This is a genomic window from Blastococcus sp. SYSU D00868 (genome assembly GCF_054050575.1).
Genome location: NZ_JBJGZO010000001.1, coordinates 19,547 through 35,755, shown reverse-complemented (window position 1 = coordinate 35,755; position 16,209 = coordinate 19,547). Strand labels below are relative to the sequence as shown.

Genomic DNA, 16,209 nt, shown 5'->3' with positions numbered 1-16,209 from the left:
GCTCACAGGCCCAGCTGCGCGGCCGCGGCCGCCGCGTCGACGGGGACGGTGACGGGCGCGGGCGCGCCGGAGATGGCCCACTCCGGGTCCTTGAGGCCGTTGCCGGTCACCGTGCAGACGACCCGCTGCCCGGGCTCGAGCTCGCCGGCGGCCGCCACCTTGAGCAGCCCGGCCACCGAGGCGGCCGACGCGGGCTCGACGAAGACGGCCTCGCTGCGGGCGAGCAGCCGGTAGGCGGCCAGGATCTCGCGGTCGGTGACGGCGTCGATGCGGCCGCCGGACTCGTCGCGCGCGGCCAGCGCCTTGGTCCACGAGGCCGGGTTGCCGATCCGGATGGCGGTGGCGATGGTCTGCGGCTGCTCCACGACGGCGCCGTCGACGATCGGGGCGGCGCCGGCCGCCTGGAAGCCCCACATCCGCGGCCGCTTCGTCGAGACCCCGTCGGCGGCGTACTCGCGGTAGCCCTGCCAGTAGGCGGTGATGTTGCCGGCGTTGCCGACCGGCAGGCAGTGCACGTCGGGGGCGTCGCCGAGGACGTCGACGATCTCGAACGACGCCGTCTTCTGCCCCTCGATCCGGTACTGGTTGACGCTGTTGACCAGGCTGACCGGGTAGTCGATCGCCAGCTTGCTGGCCAGCGCCAGGCAGTCGTCGAAGTTGCCGTCGACCTGCAGCAGCTTGGCGCCGTGCACCAGCGCCTGGGCGAGCTTGCCCAGCGCGATCTTGCCCTGCGGGACGAGCACCGCGCAGACCAGCCCGGCGCGCGCGGCGTAGGCGGCGGCGCTGGCGCTGGTGTTGCCGGTGGAGGCGCAGATGACGGCCTGCGAGCCCTCCTCGACGGCCTTGGTGATGGCCATCGTCATCCCGCGGTCCTTGAAGGAGCCGGTCGGGTTGGCGCCCTCGACCTTCAGGTACACGTCGCAGCCGGTGCGCCGGGAGAGCTCGACCGCGGGCACCAGCGGCGTGGCGCCCTCCTGCAGGGTCACCACCGGCGTCGACTCGCTGACCGGCAGCCGGGAGCGGTAGGCCTCGATGAGCCCCGGCCAGGCCGGCGAGACCGTTCCGCGCAGCGTCCCCGTCATGACAGCCCCTCCACTCGAAGCACGCTGGTGACCCCGCGGACCGCGGGCATCTCGCGCAGCGCTGTGACCGTCGCCGACAGCGCGGCGTCGGGCGCGCTGTGCGTGACGATGACCAGCGACGCGGCGTCGCCGTGCCCGTCCTGGCGCACGGTCGCGATGCTGACGCCCTGGTGGGCGAACTCCTGGGCCACGGTGGCCAGCACGCCGGGCTTGTCGGCGACGTCGAGGCTGACGTGGTACCGGGTCGGCGTCTCGGCGATCGGCCGGGCCGGCAGGCCGGCGTAGGTGGTGACGCCGGGGCCGGCGACGCCGGCGACCCGGTTGCGGGCCACCGCGACCAGGTCGCCGAGGACGGCGCTGGCGGTCGGCTCGCCGCCGGCGCCGCGGCCGTAGAACATCAGCTCGCCGGCGGCCTCGGCCTCGACGAAGACGGCGTTGAACGACCCGCCGACGGCGGCCAGCGGGTGCGTCGTCGGGATCATCGCCGGGTGCACCCGGACGGCGACCGAGTCGGCCTCGGCGTCGCCCTCCGGTGAGGTCACCCGCTCGCAGATCGCCAGCAGCTTGACGGTGCAGCCGATCTCGGCGGCGCGGGCGACGTCGGCGGCGGTGACCGCGGAGATGCCCTCGCGGTAGACGTCGGCGGCGGTGACCGGGGTGTGGAACGCCAGCGACGCGAGGATCGCGGCCTTCGCGGCGGCGTCGAACCCGTCGACGTCGGCGGTCGGGTCGGCCTCGGCGTAGCCCAGGTCGGTGGCCTCGGCCAGCGCCTCGGTGAAGCCGGCGCCGGTCTCGGCCATGCGCGACAGGATGTAGTTGGTGGTGCCGTTGACGATGCCGACCACCCGGCGCAGCTGGTCGCCGGCCAGCGACTCGCGCAGCGGGCGCAGCATCGGGATCGCCCCGGCCACCGCGGCCTCGTAGTAGAGGTCCACGCCGGCCTTGGCCGCGGCCGCGTGCAGCTCGACGCCGTCGTCGGCCAGCAGCGCCTTGTTCGCGCTGACCACCGACTTGCCGGCGGCGAACGCGGCCAGCAGCAGCGTGCGGGCCGGCTCGATGCCGCCGATGACCTCGACGACGAGGTCGACGTCGTCGCGGGTGACCAGCGCCTCGGCGTCCGTGGTGAGCAGGTGCGCGGGCACCTCGGGGTGCCGGTCGGGACGGCGGACGGCGACCCCGGCCACCTGCACCGGCCGGCCGATCCGCGCGGCGAGGTCCTGGCCCTGCTCGTCGATCAGCCGGAGCACGGCGCCGCCGACGGTGCCGCAGCCGAGCAGCGCGACCCGCAGCGGCGGCGTCGTCACGAGGTCACCCCGGCGGCGTGCTCGGGAGCCGGCTGGTCGATCGCCGGCGAGGGCGCGGGGACGTCGGCGAGGACGGCGTCGAGGGCGAACACGTCGGACAGTGTCTGACGCCGCACGATCTCGGTGGCGACGCCGTCCCGCACGGCGACCACCGGCGGCTTGAGCAGGTAGTTGTAGTTGCTCGCCATGGACCAGCAGTAGGCGCCGGTGGCGGCCACCGCCAGCAGGTCGCCGGGGACGACGTCCGAGGGCAGCCACAGGTCGCGGACGAGCACGTCGCCGCTCTCGCAGTGCTTGCCGACGACCCGGCACAGCGCGGGCGGCGCGGTGGAGGTCCGGTTGGCCAGCACGCAGGTGTAGGCCGCGTCGTAGAGGGCGGTGCGGATGTTGTCGCTCATCCCGCCGTCGACCGAGACGTAGTTGCGCACCGGCGGCGTGCCGGGGCCGCCGCCGGAGCCCAGCCGGACCGGCTTGATGGTGCCGATCTCGTAGAGCGTCACCGTGCCCGGGCCGGCGATGGCGCGGCCGGGCTCCACGGCCAGCCGCGGCACCGGCAGGTCCAGCGCCGCGCACTCGGCGGCGACGACGGTGCGCAGCCGCCGGGCGACGTCCGCGGGGGCGACCGGGTCGTCCTCGGGCAGGTAGGCGATGCCGAAGCCGCCGCCGAGGTTGAGCTCGCCGAGCACCTCCCCGGTCGCCTGGGCGATCTGGCCGAGCAGCCCGACCACGCGGTGCGCGGCGGCCTCGAAGCCGGCGGTGTCGAAGATCTGCGAGCCGATGTGGCTGTGCAGGCCGGCCAGGTGCAGGGCCGGCTCGCGGATCACCCGGACGGCGGCGGTCAGCGCGTCGCCGGTGGCCAGCGAGAAGCCGAACTTCTGGTCCTCGTGCGCGGTGGCGATGAACTCGTGCGTGTGCGCCTCGATGCCGACCGTGGTGCGGATCAGCAGCGGCACCGGTGTCCCGCCGGCGGCCACCCGGGCGGCGGCCAGCGGCACCAGCCGCTCGATCTCGTCGAAGGAGTCGACGACGACGTGCCCGATCCCGGCGTCCACGGCCAGCCGCAGCTCGACGAGGGACTTGTTGTTGCCGTGCAGCGCGATCCGCTCCGGCGGGAACCCGGCGGCCAGCGCGACGGCGAGCTCGTTGCCGCTGCAGGCGTCCAGGTGCAGGCCGTCCTCGGCGATCCAGCGGGCCACCTGGCCGCAGAGGAACGCCTTGGACGCGTAGTGGACGTCGGCGTCGGCGAACGCGGCGGCGAAGTCGGCGGCGCGGCCGCGGAAGTCGCCCTCGTCGAGGACGAACAGCGGGGTGCCGTGCTCGCGGGCGAGCTCGGTGACCGGGCGCCCGGCCAGGTGCAGCTCGCCGTCCACCCGGGTGGCCGAGCGCGGCCACACCTGCGGGTCCAGCGCGCCGAGGTCGGCCGGCGGCGCGCCGACGGCCGCGGCGACCTCGAAGGCGCCGTGCAGCGGCCCCGCCGGGTGCGCCCTCACATCCGCTCCGGGGCGGAGACGCCGAGCACGCCGAGGCCGTTGCGCAGCACCACCGCGGTCGCGGCGCACAGCCACAGCCGGGCGGTGGTCAGCGGGGTGGCCTCCTCGTCGCCGCGGGGCAGCACCCGGCAGGAGTCGTAGAACCGGTGGTAGGTGCCGGCCAGCTCCTCGAGGTAGCGGGCCACCCGGTGCGGCGCGCGCAGCTCGGCGGCCGAGGCCACGATCCGCGGGAACTCCCCCAGCGCCCGGAGCAGGTCGTTCTCCCGCTCGTGGGTGAGCAGCGCGGCGTCGACGTCGGCCGCCTCCCCGAGCGCCAGCCCCAGGTCGGCGGCGTTGCGCAGCACCGAGGAGATCCGGGCGTGCGCGTACTGCACGTAGAAGACCGGGTTGTCGTTGGTCTGCCGGCTCCACAGGTCGACGTCGATGTCGATCATCTGGTCCACCGACGCCCGGGCCAGCGCGTACCGGGCGGCGTCCACCCCGATGGCGTCCACCAGGTCCGACAGCAGCACGATCGTGCCGGCGCGCTTGCTCATCCGGACCGGCTCGCCGCCGCGCAGCAGGTTGACCAGCTGGCCGATGAGGATCTCGAGGTGCTCGTCGGGGTCGTCGCCGGTGGCGGCGACCAGCGCCTTGTACCGGCCGACGTAGCCGGAGTGGTCGGCGCCCAGCATGATCACGACCCGGTCGAAGCCGCGGGCGCGCTTGTCCAGGTAGTAGGCGCAGTCGGAGGCGAAGTAGGTGGTCTCGCCGTCGGCCTTGACCAGCACCCGGTCCTTGTCGTCGCCGAACGTGGTGGTCCGCAGCCACACCGCGCCCTCGGACTCGTAGACGTGGCCCTGGTCGCGCAGCCGGCCGATCGCCTTCTCCACCGCGCCGCTGTCGTACAGCGACTTCTCGCTGAACCAGACGTCGAAGGCGACGCCGAAGTCCTCCATCGAGCGGCGGATCTCGTCGACCATCAGCGCCACGCCGCGGTCGCGGAAGACCCGGACCTGCTCGGCCTCGTCGCGCGCGGTCACGTCCGGCTCGACCGCGACCACCTGGGCGGCGATGTCGGCGATGTAGGTGCCGCCGTAGCCGTCCTCGGGCACCGGCTGCCCCGTGGCCGCGGCCTGCAGGCTGCGGGCGAAGCGGTCGATCTGCGCGCCGGCGTCGTTGATGTAGTACTCGCGGGTCACGTCGGCGCCGCTGGCCTCGAGCAGCCGGCCGATCGCGTCGCCGACCGCCGCCCACCGGCTGCCGCCGATGTGCACCGGGCCGGTGGGGTTGGCGGAGACGAACTCCAGGTCGAGCCGGACCCCGGCCAGCGCGTCGGTGCGGCCGTACGCGGCGCCGGCGGTGACGGCGTCGACGGCGATCCGGCCGAGGGCGCCCTGGGCGAGCGTGATGTTGAGGAACCCGGGGCCGGCGACGTCGACCCGGTCGATGCCGGAGAGGGCCCGCAGCTCGGCGGCGAGGGCCTCGGCCACCTCGCGGGGCGGACGGCCGGCGGGCTTGGCCAGGCGGAGGGCGACGTTGGTCGCGTAGTCGCCGTGCTCGGGGTTCTTCGGGCGCTCGACGACCAGGTCGTCGGGGACGGCGACGGCGAGCGTGCCGCGCTCGACTGCCGCCCCGACCGCGGTCCGGACGAGGTCGCGCAACTGCTCGGGTGTCACCGCGCGATCGTACGGGGCCGACCGGTGCGCCCCCGCTGCCCCCGCTCGACGTCCAGGGAACCCTCAGGTCGGCGACCTAGACTGCCCGGTCGGGAGCCGCCGCCGGGTCGACGGGGTGCGCTCCCCCGGCCCGCACCCGGCGGGCCCCACGAGGACGAGCACGAGGAGACGCTGTGCCCAAGGACGGTAAGCCCGACGACGCCCGGAGCGCGCGGGGAGCGTCCGGCCGGGGCGGCTCGGCGGCGTCCGGCCGGGGCGGCAGCGGCGCGCGGCCGGCCGGGGCCCGCGGGGGTGCGGCCGGCAGGGGCGGCGCCGGGAAGGGCGGCCGGACCCGCCCGCCGGCCAACGTCGTCACGGCCCAGAAGCCGTGGGGCCTCATCGCGGCCGCGATCGCCGTCGTCGTGTTCGCCGGTGCGGTGCTCACCTACGCGGTGCTCCAGGTCCGCGAGTCCGAGGCCAACGCGATCGACTCGGTCGACGAGATCGACGGCGTGCAGACCTTCGACTACGCCGCCGGCCAGGACCACGTGACGACGAGCGTCGACTACTCCGAGTCCCCGCCGGTCGGCGGGCCGCACGACGGCAGCTGGGCCGACTGCACCGGCACGGTCTACGACGTCGACGTCCGGCACGAGAACGCCGTCCACAGCCTCGAGCACGGCGCCGTGTGGGTGACCTACGACCCCGACGAGGTGTCCGCGGACGACATCGACACGCTCAGCGACCTCGTCGACGGCAACCCCTATCGGCTCATGTCGCCCTACGCCGGGCTGGACTCCCCGATCAGCATCCAGGCCTGGAACCAGCAGCTGAAGGTCGACTCCGCCGACGACCCGCGGCTGGCCGAGTTCGCCGACTTCCTGACGCAGAACGCCGACAACACCCCCGAGGACGGCGCCAGCTGCCAGAACGACGCCTTCCTGGCCGCCCCGCTGACCGCCGGCGAGGTCAGCGACGGCACCGAGGGCATGCCGACGGACGCGCCGTCCACCCCGACCGACGGCAGCACCCCGAGCACGCCGGCGACGACCGAGGGCGGGACCACCGAGGGCTCGACCGACCCGGCCGCCACCGGCTCGGCCGCGCAGTGACGGCGGTGGCCGAGCGCCCCGCCGCGCAGGCGCCCGCTCCCCCGGCCCGCCAGCCGCTGCGGACGGCGCTGCTGGCGGTGATCGCGGCGGCGCTGCTGGTGCTCGGCGGCGGGCTGGCCGTGGCGCTGGGCATCGGCGACGACGCGGCGCCGGCCACCCCGACGGCCGACTCCGTGGACGCCGGCTTCTCCCGGGACATGGCTATCCACCACCTGCAGGGCGTGGAGATGGCCAACCTGGCGCTCGAGCGCAGCACCGACCCCGAGGTCCGGCAGCTGGCCTTCGACATCTCGGCCACCCAGACCAACCAGGTCGGCCGGATGCAGGGCTGGCTGACGCTGTGGGGGCTGCCGCTGACCGGCGAGGAGCACATGGCCTGGATGGGCGCCGGCGGGCACGACATGAGCGCGATGGGCGACGGCGGCGCCCTCATGCCGGGCATGGCGACCGACGAGGAGCTGACGGACCTGCGGGGCCTGTCCGGCACCGGGTTCGACGTCGAGTTCCTCCGGCTGATGACCCGCCACCACCAGGGCGGCGCGGAGATGGCCCGCTACGCCGCCGAGCACGCCGACCAGGCCGCGGTCCGCTCGCTGGCCCGCTCCGTCGCCGACACCCAGGCGGCGGAGACGACGACGATGGTCTCGATGATCACCGCCCGCGGCGGCACCCCGCTGCCGCCCCCGTGACCGGCCGGGCCGACACCGCCGTCGGCCGGCCCGGGCGGGGCTGGTAACTTCATCCCTGCCCGAGCCCCCGTAGCTCAGGGGATAGAGCACCGCCCTCCGGAGGCGGGTGCGCAGGTTCGAATCCTGCCGGGGGCACCTCGACAGCACTCCCCCGCCGGCCCGGCCCCGGCGGCGCCGCCCGGCCGCGGACCGAACCGGGCGGGGCGCCGGTCACCCGGCGGAACGCCCGCGCGAACGCCGCCTCGGACTCGTAGCCGAGCCCGCGGGCCAGCTCCGACACGCGGGCTCCCCGCGCGAGCGCGACGCCCGCCACGTGCATCCGCCAGCGGGTGACGTACTGCATCGCCGGCTCGCCCGCGAGCTCGGTGAACCGGGCCGCGAACGCCGACCGCGACATGCGGGCCTCCCGGGCCAGCCGGGTCAGCGTCCAGGGCGCGCCGGGCTCCCGGTGCACGAGCGCCAGCACCCGGCCGACCTGCGGGTCGTGCAGCGCCCGCAGCCAGCCCGGCCCGGTGTCGCCGGTCTCGAGCCAGATCCGCACGGCCTGCACCACCACGACGTCGGCCAGGCGGGTGACGATCGCCTCCGCGCCCGGCCGGTCGTGCCGGACCTCCTCGGCGAGCAGGCCGAGCAGCACCGGCAGCCAGCCGTTGCGCGCCGCGTCCCGGCCCGCCACGAGCACGACGGGGGGCAGCAGGTCCAGCAGGTGGACCGCGCCCGGCCGGTCGGTCTCGAGCACCCCGCAGACCAGCCGCGCGGGGGTGCCGCCGCCGTCGATCCGCAGCAGCGAGTAGTGCTCGCCGAGGTACGTCTGGGGCAGCAGGTCGGCGCGGCCGGTGACGCGCGCCCCCGGGTCGCTGCGCAGCAGGTGGCCGCGGCCGTGCGGCACGAGCGCCAGGTCCCCGGCCTGCAGCGGGTGGACGACGCCGTCCACCTCGAGCACGCAGGTGCCCTCGGTGACCACGTGGAAGCTGAGGCACCCCTCCAGCGCGGGCATCTCGACGCCCCAGGGGGCGGTGCCCTCGGCCCGGCAGTAGAAGGTCCCGCGCACGCGTAGGTCCGCCAGCGCGGCGCCGAGCGGGTCGACCGGCGTCCAGGGGGCATCGCGCACGGCGGTGGGGTCGCTCACGCCGACCAGCCTGGCCGCGGGGCGCACCGTCCGTCCAGGCCGGCTGGACGAATGGGCAGGTCCTCCGGACGCACGGGCGTGTCGCCGCGCACCCGTCGTCCGCAGGCTGGGAGCGCCGGCCGAGGGGCCGGCCCAGCGGACGAGGAGGCGGACATGCGGGTCCTGGTGGTCGGCGCGACGGGTGGGTCGGGACGGGCAGCGGTGCGGGCCCTGGCGGCCGGCGGGCACGAGGTGACGGCGTTCGCGCGGCGGGTCTCGGCGGCCCTGCCCGGCGTGCGCGCGGTGGACGGCGACGCGACGGCGCCGGCGGACGTCGACCGGGCGGTGCGGGGGCAGGACGCCGTCGTGGTCACGCTCGGGATCAGCGAGAGCGCCGTGCGGGTGCGCCTGCGCGGCAGCTCGGGGACCCCGGGCGACGTGCGCTCGCGGGGCACCGCGGAGGTGGTGCGGGCGATGCGGGAGCGCGGCGTCGGGCGGCTGGTGGTGCAGTCCTCCTACGGGGTGGGGCCGAGCCGCGACCGGCTGCCGCTGTCGAGCCGGCTGGTGTTCGCGGCGCTGCTGCGGCCGCAGATCGTCGACCACGAGCGGCAGGAGGAGCTCGTGCGGGCCAGCGGCCTGGACTGGACGGTCGTCCAGCCGGTCTACCTCACCGACGGTGCGGAGGAGGCCACCTGCTCGACCGACGGCGAGGTGCACGGCTGGCGGGTGTCCCGCGCCGCGCTGGGGACCGTCCTCGCCGGGGCGGCCACCGGCCCGGGCCCGGCGGGGACGACGCTGACGGTCTCCGGGCTCAGCCCTCGCCGTAGGACCAGGTGACCTCGCTGGTGTACGCGCCACCGACGCCGGGGTCCGGCCGGTCGCCGCGCTGCACCACCTCGTCGGCGCCCACGCCCAGCAGCGTGCGGGTGACCTGCTGGGTGCTGTCGAGCAGGTCGTCCAGGGCCCGGCCGACGTGCGCGGCGGTGACCTCCGTCAGCGGGTCGGCGTCGTGCAGGGCCTCCAGGACGGCGCGGCGCAGCAGCTCCTTGAGGAACGACGCGGTGACGCCCTCGCTGCGCGCGACCACCTCGGCCACCTCGTCCTCCGCCAGCCGCAGCGGCACGTCGCGGCCGTACAGCTCCAGCAGGCTGCGGCGGGCCGCGGCGTCGGGGAGGTCGACCTCGACGGCGACGTCGACGCGGCCGGGCCGCGCGGCGAGCGCCGGCTCCAGCAGGTCGGCCCGGTTGGTGGTGAGGACGAAGAGCAGGTCGGCGTCGGGTGCGGCGCCGTCCATGGCGTCGAGCAGCTCGAACAGCACGGGGCCGCCGCCGGGCCCGAAGGAGCGGTCGGCGGCGACGAGGTCGACGTCCTCCAGCACCAGCACGGCCGGTTGCAGGTCGCGGGCGAGCTCGGCGACCGAGCCGATCGCGCCGAGGGAGCGGCCGGTGAGCAGCAGGCGGGTGTAGTCGTCCATGCGGCCGAGCAGGTACCGCACCGTGTGCGTCTTGCCGGTGCCCGGCGGGCCGTAGAGCAGCAGCCCGCGCTTGAGGTGCTGGCCGGCGGCCCGCAGCCCGGCCCGGTGCTCGGCCACCCCGAGGGCGTGCCGCTCGATGCGGCCGAGGACGAGCTCAGGGAGGACGACGTCGTCGCGGTGCACGTCCGGCGGGTCGAGGAAGGTCAGCTCGACCGAGCCCATCGGCGTGGGCGTGACCTCCACGAGGTGCCCGCGGTACACGTTCAGCGCGCGGCGCAGCCGGTCGAGCTCGGCGAGGACGGCCTGGGCCTGCCGCACCGGCAGGCCGGCGACCTCCACGCCCAGGGTCGGCCGGTGCTCGTCCGGCCCCTGCACCAGCAGGACGTAGGAGCCGGCGTCGTCGGTGACCAGCAGCAGCGCCAGGCGCAGGCAGGCGAGCGTGGTGCCCGGCCCGTTCGGCAGGTCCACCACCGCGGGGGCGCTGAGCCGGACCGGGGGCAGCGCCTCTCCGGTCATCAGCTGCTGCAGGGCGAGCCCGCCGAAGTGCGGCGGGAGCACCACGCCGCGGACCTCGACGTGCCGCCCGCCGGCGGCGGCCCAGGCGTCGAGCGCCGTCTGCAGGTTGACGTGCTCGAAGGCCGGCAGCTCCCGGGCGACGACGGACTCCTCCAGGCCCGCCGGGCCCAGCGCGTCCTGCACGAGCTCGACGACCTCGTTGCGCACCCCCCGGCCGGGGACGTGCAGCCACTCCAGCAGCGCCCTCAGGCCGGCCGCGAAGTCCGCGACCTCCGCCGGCTGCCCCGCCTCCGACTCCCCCGCCACGAGCCCACCCCGTTCCCGCCGTCCGGCACGTGGCCGCGCAGCGTAGCGGCGGCCGCGCCGGCGGACCCGCGCATTCCCCGACCACGCGCGCCGCGGCGGTACCGGGCGGCGAACAGCGCCACCAGCAGCGCCAGGTCCGCCAGGTGGCCGCCGTGGTACATCAGCTGCGCGGCCGCCTCCACCTCGCGCGCGCCGAGCCCGGCCCCCGGCGGCAGCTCCCCCGCCCGCGCGTACAGCTGCTGGGCCAGCACGGCGTGCGCGCCGCCGGCCGCGACGACGGCGGCCACCCGGACGCCGAGGCCCGGCCGGCGGGGCGCCGGGTCCGGGCCGGCCACCGCCCAGGCGAACAGGCAGCCGGCCGCCAGCAGGTGGACGTGCACGAGGGCGTGCACCGGCGCCGAGCGGGTGCCGAGCGCGTACAGCGGGGTCAGGTACAGCAGCCACAGCCCGCCGGCGGTGAGGAGGGCGCCGGTCGCCGGGTGCGCGAGGACCCGCATCCCGCGGGTGTGCAGGACGGCGGCCACCGGCCGCCGCGCCGGCGGGCTCAGCGCCCCGAGCAGCAGCGTGACCGGCGCGCCCAGCACGAGCGCGAGCGGCGCGGCCGCGCCCAGCAGCAGGTGCTGGGCCATGTGGCTGCCGGCGGCCGGCGTCTCCAGCGGCGGGGCGAGCGCCGTCCCGACCAGCGCGCAGCCGAGCAGCCACGACGCGGTGCGCCCGGCCGGCCAGCTCCGGCCGCCGTCCCGGCGCACGCCGACCCCGGCCAGGTAGAGCGCGGCGGGCAGCAGGGCGGCGCCCGCGGCCAGGACCCAGCCGGCCGCCTGGGCGCCGGTCACCGCCCCTCGCCGCGGGTGGCCAGCACCAGGCCCAGCCCGGCCAGCAGCAGGAGCACCGAGGCGCCGATCCAGGCCACGTCGTAGGGCAGCAGGTCGACGCCGTAGCGCACCTGGTGCAGCCGGAACACCTTGTGGTCGACGACGCCGTCGAAGAGCTGGAAGCCGCCGAGGCCGGTGACGAACCCGGCGACGGCGGAGCGGCGGGCCAGCGTGCCGGCGCGGCGCGCGTCGGCCAGGCGGAAGGCGCCGGCGACGAGCAGCACGAGGTAGCCGGTCTGCAGCAGCCCGTCGGACAGCAGCCCGACCGCGGTGGTGGAGCGGTCGTAGAAGTGGTGCCAGCCCAGGACCAGGTGGAACCCGACGACGTCCACCGCGGCCATGACGCCGACGCCCAGCATGGTGCCGGTCAGCAGGGAGCGGCGGCGGGCGACCCGGCGGGGCGCGGCGGCGGTCACGGCTGCCGGGGTGCCCGCCCCCGCCGCCGCCACACCACCGCCGCCGTCCTGCTACACCTCGCGGGCCGGCGGGATGGGCACCCGGTTAACGTCCGGGGCATGGAGCACACCGGGGTGCAGCGCACCAGCGTCGGGGACGTCGAGATCGCCTACGAGACCTTCGGGTCGCCCGGGGACACCCCCCTGGTGCTGGTCATGGGGCTGGCCACGCAGATGCTCGGCTGGCCGGACGAGTTCTGCCGGTCGCTGGCCGACCGCGGCCTGTACGTCGTGCGGTTCGACAACCGCGACATCGGGCTGTCCACGCACCTGCACGACGCGGGCGCGCCCGAGGTGATGGCGCTGCTGTCGGGGTCCGGGACGGCGCCGTACTCGCTGGCGGACATGGCCGACGACACCGCCGGGCTGCTCGACGCCCTGGGCCTGGACAGCGCGCACGTGGTCGGCGCCTCGATGGGCGGGATGATCGCCCAGTCGCTGGCGATCCGGCACCCGCGGCGGGTGCGCAGCCTCACCTCGATCATGTCCACGACGGGCGAGAGCGGCGTCGGCAGCCCGGCGGAGGTCGCCCTCGGCGTGCTGCTGGCGCCGGCGGCCCGCACCCGCGACGAGGCCCTGCAGCGCGCGGTCGACACCTACCGGGTGATCGGCTCCCCGGGCTTCGACTTCGACGAGGACGCGCTGCGCGAGCGCGCCGGACTCTCCTTCGACCGCGCGCACGACCCGGCCGGGGTGGCCCGCCAGCTCGCCGCGATCCTGACCACCGACGACCGGACGTCGCACCTGGGCGAGATCGCCGTCCCGACGCTGGTGGTCCACGGCGCGCAGGACACGCTCGTCGACGTGAGCGGCGGCCGGGCGACGGCGGCCGCGATCCCCGGCGCGGAGCTGTGGGTGGTCGAGGGCATGGGCCACGACCTGCCGCGCGCGCTGTGGCCGGAGCTGGTCGACCGGATCAGCGGGCTGGTGGCACGCGGCGAGGCCGCCCGCTGACTCACCCCTGCGGGCGCACCACGACCGAGGAGACGACGAGCTCGGGCACGGGCACGGCGGTCTCCCCGGCCGGGGCCCGGTCCGGGAAGTCGAAGACGCCGAGCATGAGCTGCACCGGGTAGTCGGGGGCCTGACCGACCCGGCGGACGACGTCGCCGTCCACGCTGAAGACCAGCGAGCCGGGGCGCCAGTCGACGGCGTAGGTGTGGTCGGCGGTCACGTCGAGGGGCAGGCGCACCGCCGCGAAGTCCTCGGTCAGGCCGGGGTCGCGGAAGCGGTGCAGGCCCATGCCGACCGCCGCCGTCCCGCCGGTGACCGTGTCGCCGAAGACCTCGGCGACGCAGATCTCGCCGGAGTGCTCGGGCACGTCCTCGATGCCCGAGAGCCAGAAGGCGAACATCGACCGCTGGGTGACCGTGGCGCGCATGGTGACCTCGAGCCGGCCGTACGTGGGGGTGCAGCCGCGGAACTCCGGCTGCTCCTCGCGGACCACCAGCCCCTCGGCGAAGGGCTGCTGGCCGCGGGTGCTGCCCACCGGGCCGGCCAGGCTGCCGGTCTGCAGGCAGGAGACCCGCAGCGGCGGCTCGTGCAGGTCGGCGCACCACAGCGGCTGGTCGACGGGGACGGTCAGGCGCAGCTCGCCGTCCCGGACCTCGTACGTGGCCGCCGAGGCCGGCCGGGAGCTCCAGTGCGGCAGGTAGTACGGGAACCACACGTCGAGGTCGAGGGCCCCGCCGGGGAACCGTTCGTCGAGGGTGTCGGGCACGGCGGCACGGTAGGGGCCGCCTCCGACAGCGCTCAACTGGTCAGCAAGCCGCCCTCGACGGGGATGGTCGTGCCGGTGACGTACCCGCCGGCGTCGCTGACCAGGAAGACCAGGGCCGCGGCCAGCTCCATCGGGTCGCCCGGCCGGCCGACCAGCACCCGGCCCAGCTGCTGGTCGATGTAGCCCTCGGGGTACTGGTCGGTCATCTCCGAGTCGAAGAAGCCCGGCGCCAGGGCGTTGACCCGGATGCCCTTGCGGCCGGTCCACTGCTGGGCCAGGTCGCGGGTCAGCCCGATGAGCCCGGCCTTGCTCGCGGCGTAGGCCGCCTGCGGCAGGCCGGCCGTGGTGAGCCCGAGGATGCTCGAGATGTTGACGATCGAGCTGCCCGGCTGCATGACCCGGCCGCAGGCCTGCGCCATCCAGTAGCAGCCGTTGAGGTTGACGTCGATGACCTGCCGGAACTGCTCCGGCGTCTCGCGGGTGGCGGGCACGGCGGTGCCGATGCCGGCGTTGTTCACCAGGACGTCGACCCGGCCGAACTCCGCGACCGTGGCGTCGACCAGCGCCTGGCAGTCCTCGGGGCTGGAGACGTCGGTGCGCACCGTGATCGCCCGCCGGCCGGCCGCCTCGACCGCCTCCCGGGTGGCGGTCAGGCGGTCCTCCCGCCGGGCGCCGAGGGCGACGTCCGCGCCGGCCTGCGCCAGGGCCCGCGCGAAGACGACGCCGAGCCCGGACGACGCCCCGGTCACGATCGCCACCCTGCCGTCGAGCCGGAACATGTCCAGGACGCCCTTGTCCGCCACGCGCGCTCACTCCCGTCGTCGCCACCGGTACCGCGACGACCGTAACGGTCGCTCGACCGGCCCGCCGGACGTACGCCGGACGCCTGCTCGGTGAACTCCGCAAGGCCTTCTACGGATCTGTGGACAGGCGCCTGAGCTGCGGATTCACCGGCTCGGAGAGAGGGTCCGCCGATAGAATCCGCACATGTGTTCGACCAGTGATCCGGGGGCCGACGCCGCCCGGCTGCATGCGCTGCCCGACGGCGAGCTGCTCACCGAGGTGGCCGGCCTGGTCGCCGAGCAGAACCGGATCGCGGCGCGGTTGACCGCCGCGGTGCGGGCGGCCGACGGGCGGCTGGCGTGCGAGCACGACGGGTTGAAGACGATGCAGGCCTGGCTGCGCACCCACGCCGGGCTGAAGAAGGAGGCCGCCGCGGCGCTGGTGCACCGCGGCCGGGCGCTGGCGCTGCTGCCGGCCACCGCCGCCGCGTTCAGCTCGGGCGCGATCGGCGTCGAGCACGTCACCGCCATCGCCGCCATCACCACGGGGAAGCACCTGGCGATGGCCGCCGAGCAGGGCATCGACCTGACAGAGGTCGACCAGGCGCTGGCCACGATCGCCGCCGGGCAGAGCTTCCAGACCCTCGCCGAGGCTGTTCAGCAGTACCTGACCCGGCTGGACCCCGACGGGCCGGAACCGGAGCCGATCACCCAGCGGTCGCTGCGGATCATCACCCACCCCGACAGCACCGTCACCGTGATCGCCGAACTCGACGCCGTCGGTGGGGAGAAGGTCAAGGCCGTGATCGAACCGATGGCCGCGACCTCCCGCTGCGCCGGCGACGACCGCAGCCCGGCCCAGCTCCGCGGCGACGTGCTGGTGCAGTGGGCCGACAACACCCTCGCCGCCGGCCAGGTGCCGATCCAGCGCACCCGCCGCCCGGGCATCGCCGCCGTGCTGGACCTGGACGACCTGGTCGACCCCGCGATCGGCAAGACCGCCGCGGAGCTGGGCTTCGGCGCCACCATCTCCGCCGCCCGCGCCCGCTGGCTGGCCTGCGACTCGGTGGTGGCCCGGATCGTGATGGGCCCGAACGGGGAACCGATCCACCGCGGCCGCGAGGTCCGCATCGTCCCCGCCGCGCTACGCCAGCTGCTCGATCTGCGGGACCGGGGCTGCGTGTTCGCCGGCTGCGACGCCCCGCACTGGTGGTGCGAGGCCCACCACCGCATCCACTGGGCCTTCGGCGGCCAGACCGATCCGGACAACCTGGGCCTGCTCTGCGAGCGCCACCACGGCAAGGTCCATCACGGCTACCGCATCGAACGCGACGCCGACGGGCGATGGCACACCTACCGGCCCGACGGCACCGAGATCCTGATCGACCGCGACGACCTCCTCAGCCAGGCGGCCCTCGCCATCCAGCAGGAGCTCCCCGACCGCGACGCCGCCCACGACCCGGACGACGCGTTCGTCCCCGTCTGACCCCACCGGCCGACCCCGGCACACGGCCCCGACACACCGCCACACCCCCCACCGCCACACCCCCACGGACACCGTCCGCGGGGGCAGACGGCGTGCGCCGGGGCACGTGGCGTGCCCGGGCGGTCGGCCGCAGACCGCCGCTCGGTGGGCGGCCGGGTCCCGGCGGCCCGAGGTGC

14 protein-coding genes, 1 tRNA gene and 1 pseudogene are annotated in these 16,209 nt (G+C 76.0%); 6 read left to right on the top strand and 10 right to left on the bottom strand.

The annotated features are described in order from the left end of the window. Positions 1 to 2: 2 nt before the first annotated feature. The 4 genes from thrC to argS are packed head-to-tail and all read right to left on the bottom strand — an operon-like array spanning position 3 to position 5,534. Entirely contained in the window at positions 3 to 1,082 is a 1,080-nt protein-coding gene (thrC, locus tag ACI79F_RS00185) for a threonine synthase (RefSeq protein WP_456543814.1), read from the bottom strand. After that, on the bottom strand, positions 1,079 to 2,386 hold the full coding sequence (locus ACI79F_RS00180) for a homoserine dehydrogenase (RefSeq protein WP_456543815.1): 1,308 nt from the start codon (positions 2,384 to 2,386) through the stop codon (positions 1,079 to 1,081). Before ACI79F_RS00180 ends, thrC begins: the two co-directional genes overlap by 4 nt. Beyond that, complete coding sequence (gene lysA / locus ACI79F_RS00175) at positions 2,383 to 3,876, bottom strand: diaminopimelate decarboxylase (RefSeq protein WP_456543816.1); 1,494 nt, start codon at positions 3,874 to 3,876, stop codon at positions 2,383 to 2,385. Before lysA ends, ACI79F_RS00180 begins: the two co-directional genes overlap by 4 nt. After that, entirely contained in the window at positions 3,873 to 5,534 is a 1,662-nt protein-coding gene (argS, locus tag ACI79F_RS00170) for an arginine--tRNA ligase (RefSeq protein WP_456543817.1), read from the bottom strand. The genes lysA and argS overlap by 4 nt, the downstream gene beginning before the upstream one ends. A 173-nt stretch (positions 5,535 to 5,707) precedes the next feature. On the opposite strand from argS, the gene ACI79F_RS00165 reads away from it, so the two are divergent. The 3 genes from ACI79F_RS00165 (at position 5,708) to ACI79F_RS00155 (ending at position 7,449) form a co-directional block, all read left to right on the top strand. After that, the gene (locus tag ACI79F_RS00165) at positions 5,708 to 6,625 is read left to right on the top strand and encodes a DUF3105 domain-containing protein (RefSeq protein ID WP_456543818.1); all 918 of its coding nucleotides are present in this window, start codon (positions 5,708 to 5,710) and stop codon (positions 6,623 to 6,625) included. A 5-nt stretch (positions 6,626 to 6,630) separates the two neighbouring features. Next, complete coding sequence (locus ACI79F_RS00160) at positions 6,631 to 7,314, top strand: DUF305 domain-containing protein (RefSeq protein WP_456543819.1); 684 nt, start codon at positions 6,631 to 6,633, stop codon at positions 7,312 to 7,314. Between the two features lie 63 nt (positions 7,315 to 7,377). Further along, positions 7,378 to 7,449: transfer RNA gene (locus ACI79F_RS00155), tRNA-Arg, on the top strand. Between the two features lie 106 nt (positions 7,450 to 7,555). Here ACI79F_RS00155 and ACI79F_RS00150 read toward each other — a convergent pair. After that, positions 7,556 to 8,365 (bottom strand): annotated as a pseudogene (locus tag ACI79F_RS00150) (cupin domain-containing protein); the annotation flags it as partial. Positions 8,366 to 8,596: 231 nt separating this feature from the next. Here ACI79F_RS00150 and ACI79F_RS00145 point away from each other — a divergent pair. Next, positions 8,597 to 9,259 (top strand): NAD(P)-dependent oxidoreductase, encoded by a 663-nt coding sequence (locus tag ACI79F_RS00145; protein ID WP_456543820.1) that lies wholly within the window; start codon positions 8,597 to 8,599, stop codon positions 9,257 to 9,259. On the opposite strand, the gene ACI79F_RS00140 is transcribed toward ACI79F_RS00145, so the two are convergent. The 3 genes from ACI79F_RS00140 to ACI79F_RS00130 are packed head-to-tail and all read right to left on the bottom strand — an operon-like array spanning position 9,234 to position 12,006. Further along, on the bottom strand, positions 9,234 to 10,718 hold the full coding sequence (locus tag ACI79F_RS00140; protein WP_456543821.1) for an AAA family ATPase: 1,485 nt from the start codon (positions 10,716 to 10,718) through the stop codon (positions 9,234 to 9,236). The two genes, ACI79F_RS00145 and ACI79F_RS00140, sit on opposite strands and share 26 nt — an antisense overlap. After that, complete coding sequence (locus tag ACI79F_RS00135) at positions 10,658 to 11,551, bottom strand: cytochrome c oxidase assembly protein (RefSeq protein ID WP_456543822.1); 894 nt, start codon at positions 11,549 to 11,551, stop codon at positions 10,658 to 10,660. The genes ACI79F_RS00140 and ACI79F_RS00135 overlap by 61 nt, the downstream gene beginning before the upstream one ends. Further along, on the bottom strand, positions 11,548 to 12,006 hold the full coding sequence (locus ACI79F_RS00130; RefSeq protein ID WP_456543823.1) for a DUF2243 domain-containing protein: 459 nt from the start codon (positions 12,004 to 12,006) through the stop codon (positions 11,548 to 11,550). Before ACI79F_RS00130 ends, ACI79F_RS00135 begins: the two co-directional genes overlap by 4 nt. A gap of 99 nt (positions 12,007 to 12,105) precedes the next feature. Between ACI79F_RS00130 and ACI79F_RS00125 the strand changes: the two genes are divergently transcribed. After that, positions 12,106 to 12,999, top strand: coding sequence for an alpha/beta fold hydrolase (locus ACI79F_RS00125; RefSeq protein ID WP_456543824.1), 894 nt, complete (start codon positions 12,106 to 12,108; stop codon positions 12,997 to 12,999). Between the two features lies 1 nt (position 13,000). Here the strand turns inward: ACI79F_RS00125 and ACI79F_RS00120 are convergent, their stop codons facing one another. Beyond that, complete coding sequence (locus tag ACI79F_RS00120; protein ID WP_456543825.1) at positions 13,001 to 13,765, bottom strand: glycoside hydrolase family 16 protein; 765 nt, start codon at positions 13,763 to 13,765, stop codon at positions 13,001 to 13,003. A 32-nt stretch (positions 13,766 to 13,797) separates the two neighbouring features. After that, the gene (locus ACI79F_RS00115) at positions 13,798 to 14,568 is read right to left on the bottom strand and encodes an SDR family NAD(P)-dependent oxidoreductase (protein ID WP_456543826.1); all 771 of its coding nucleotides are present in this window, start codon (positions 14,566 to 14,568) and stop codon (positions 13,798 to 13,800) included. A gap of 184 nt (positions 14,569 to 14,752) precedes the next feature. Between ACI79F_RS00115 and ACI79F_RS00110 the strand changes: the two genes are divergently transcribed. Next, positions 14,753 to 16,033: a DUF222 domain-containing protein gene (locus tag ACI79F_RS00110; RefSeq protein WP_456543827.1), complete on the top strand. Its 1,281-nt coding sequence runs from the start codon at positions 14,753 to 14,755 to the stop codon at positions 16,031 to 16,033. The last annotated feature ends 176 nt before the right edge of the window (positions 16,034 to 16,209 follow it).

What these genes read in the sequence shown, in the direction of transcription:
- thrC (WP_456543814.1), bottom strand. Translation starts at nt 1,082, where the DNA reads ATGACGGGGACGCTGCGCGGAACGGTCTCGCCGGCCTGGCCGGGGCTC.
- ACI79F_RS00145 (WP_456543820.1), top strand. Translation starts at nt 8,597, where the DNA reads ATGCGGGTCCTGGTGGTCGGCGCGACGGGTGGGTCGGGACGGGCAGCG.
- ACI79F_RS00125 (WP_456543824.1), top strand. Translation starts at nt 12,106, where the DNA reads ATGGAGCACACCGGGGTGCAGCGCACCAGCGTCGGGGACGTCGAGATC.
- ACI79F_RS00110 (WP_456543827.1), top strand. Translation starts at nt 14,753, where the DNA reads ATGTGTTCGACCAGTGATCCGGGGGCCGACGCCGCCCGGCTGCATGCG.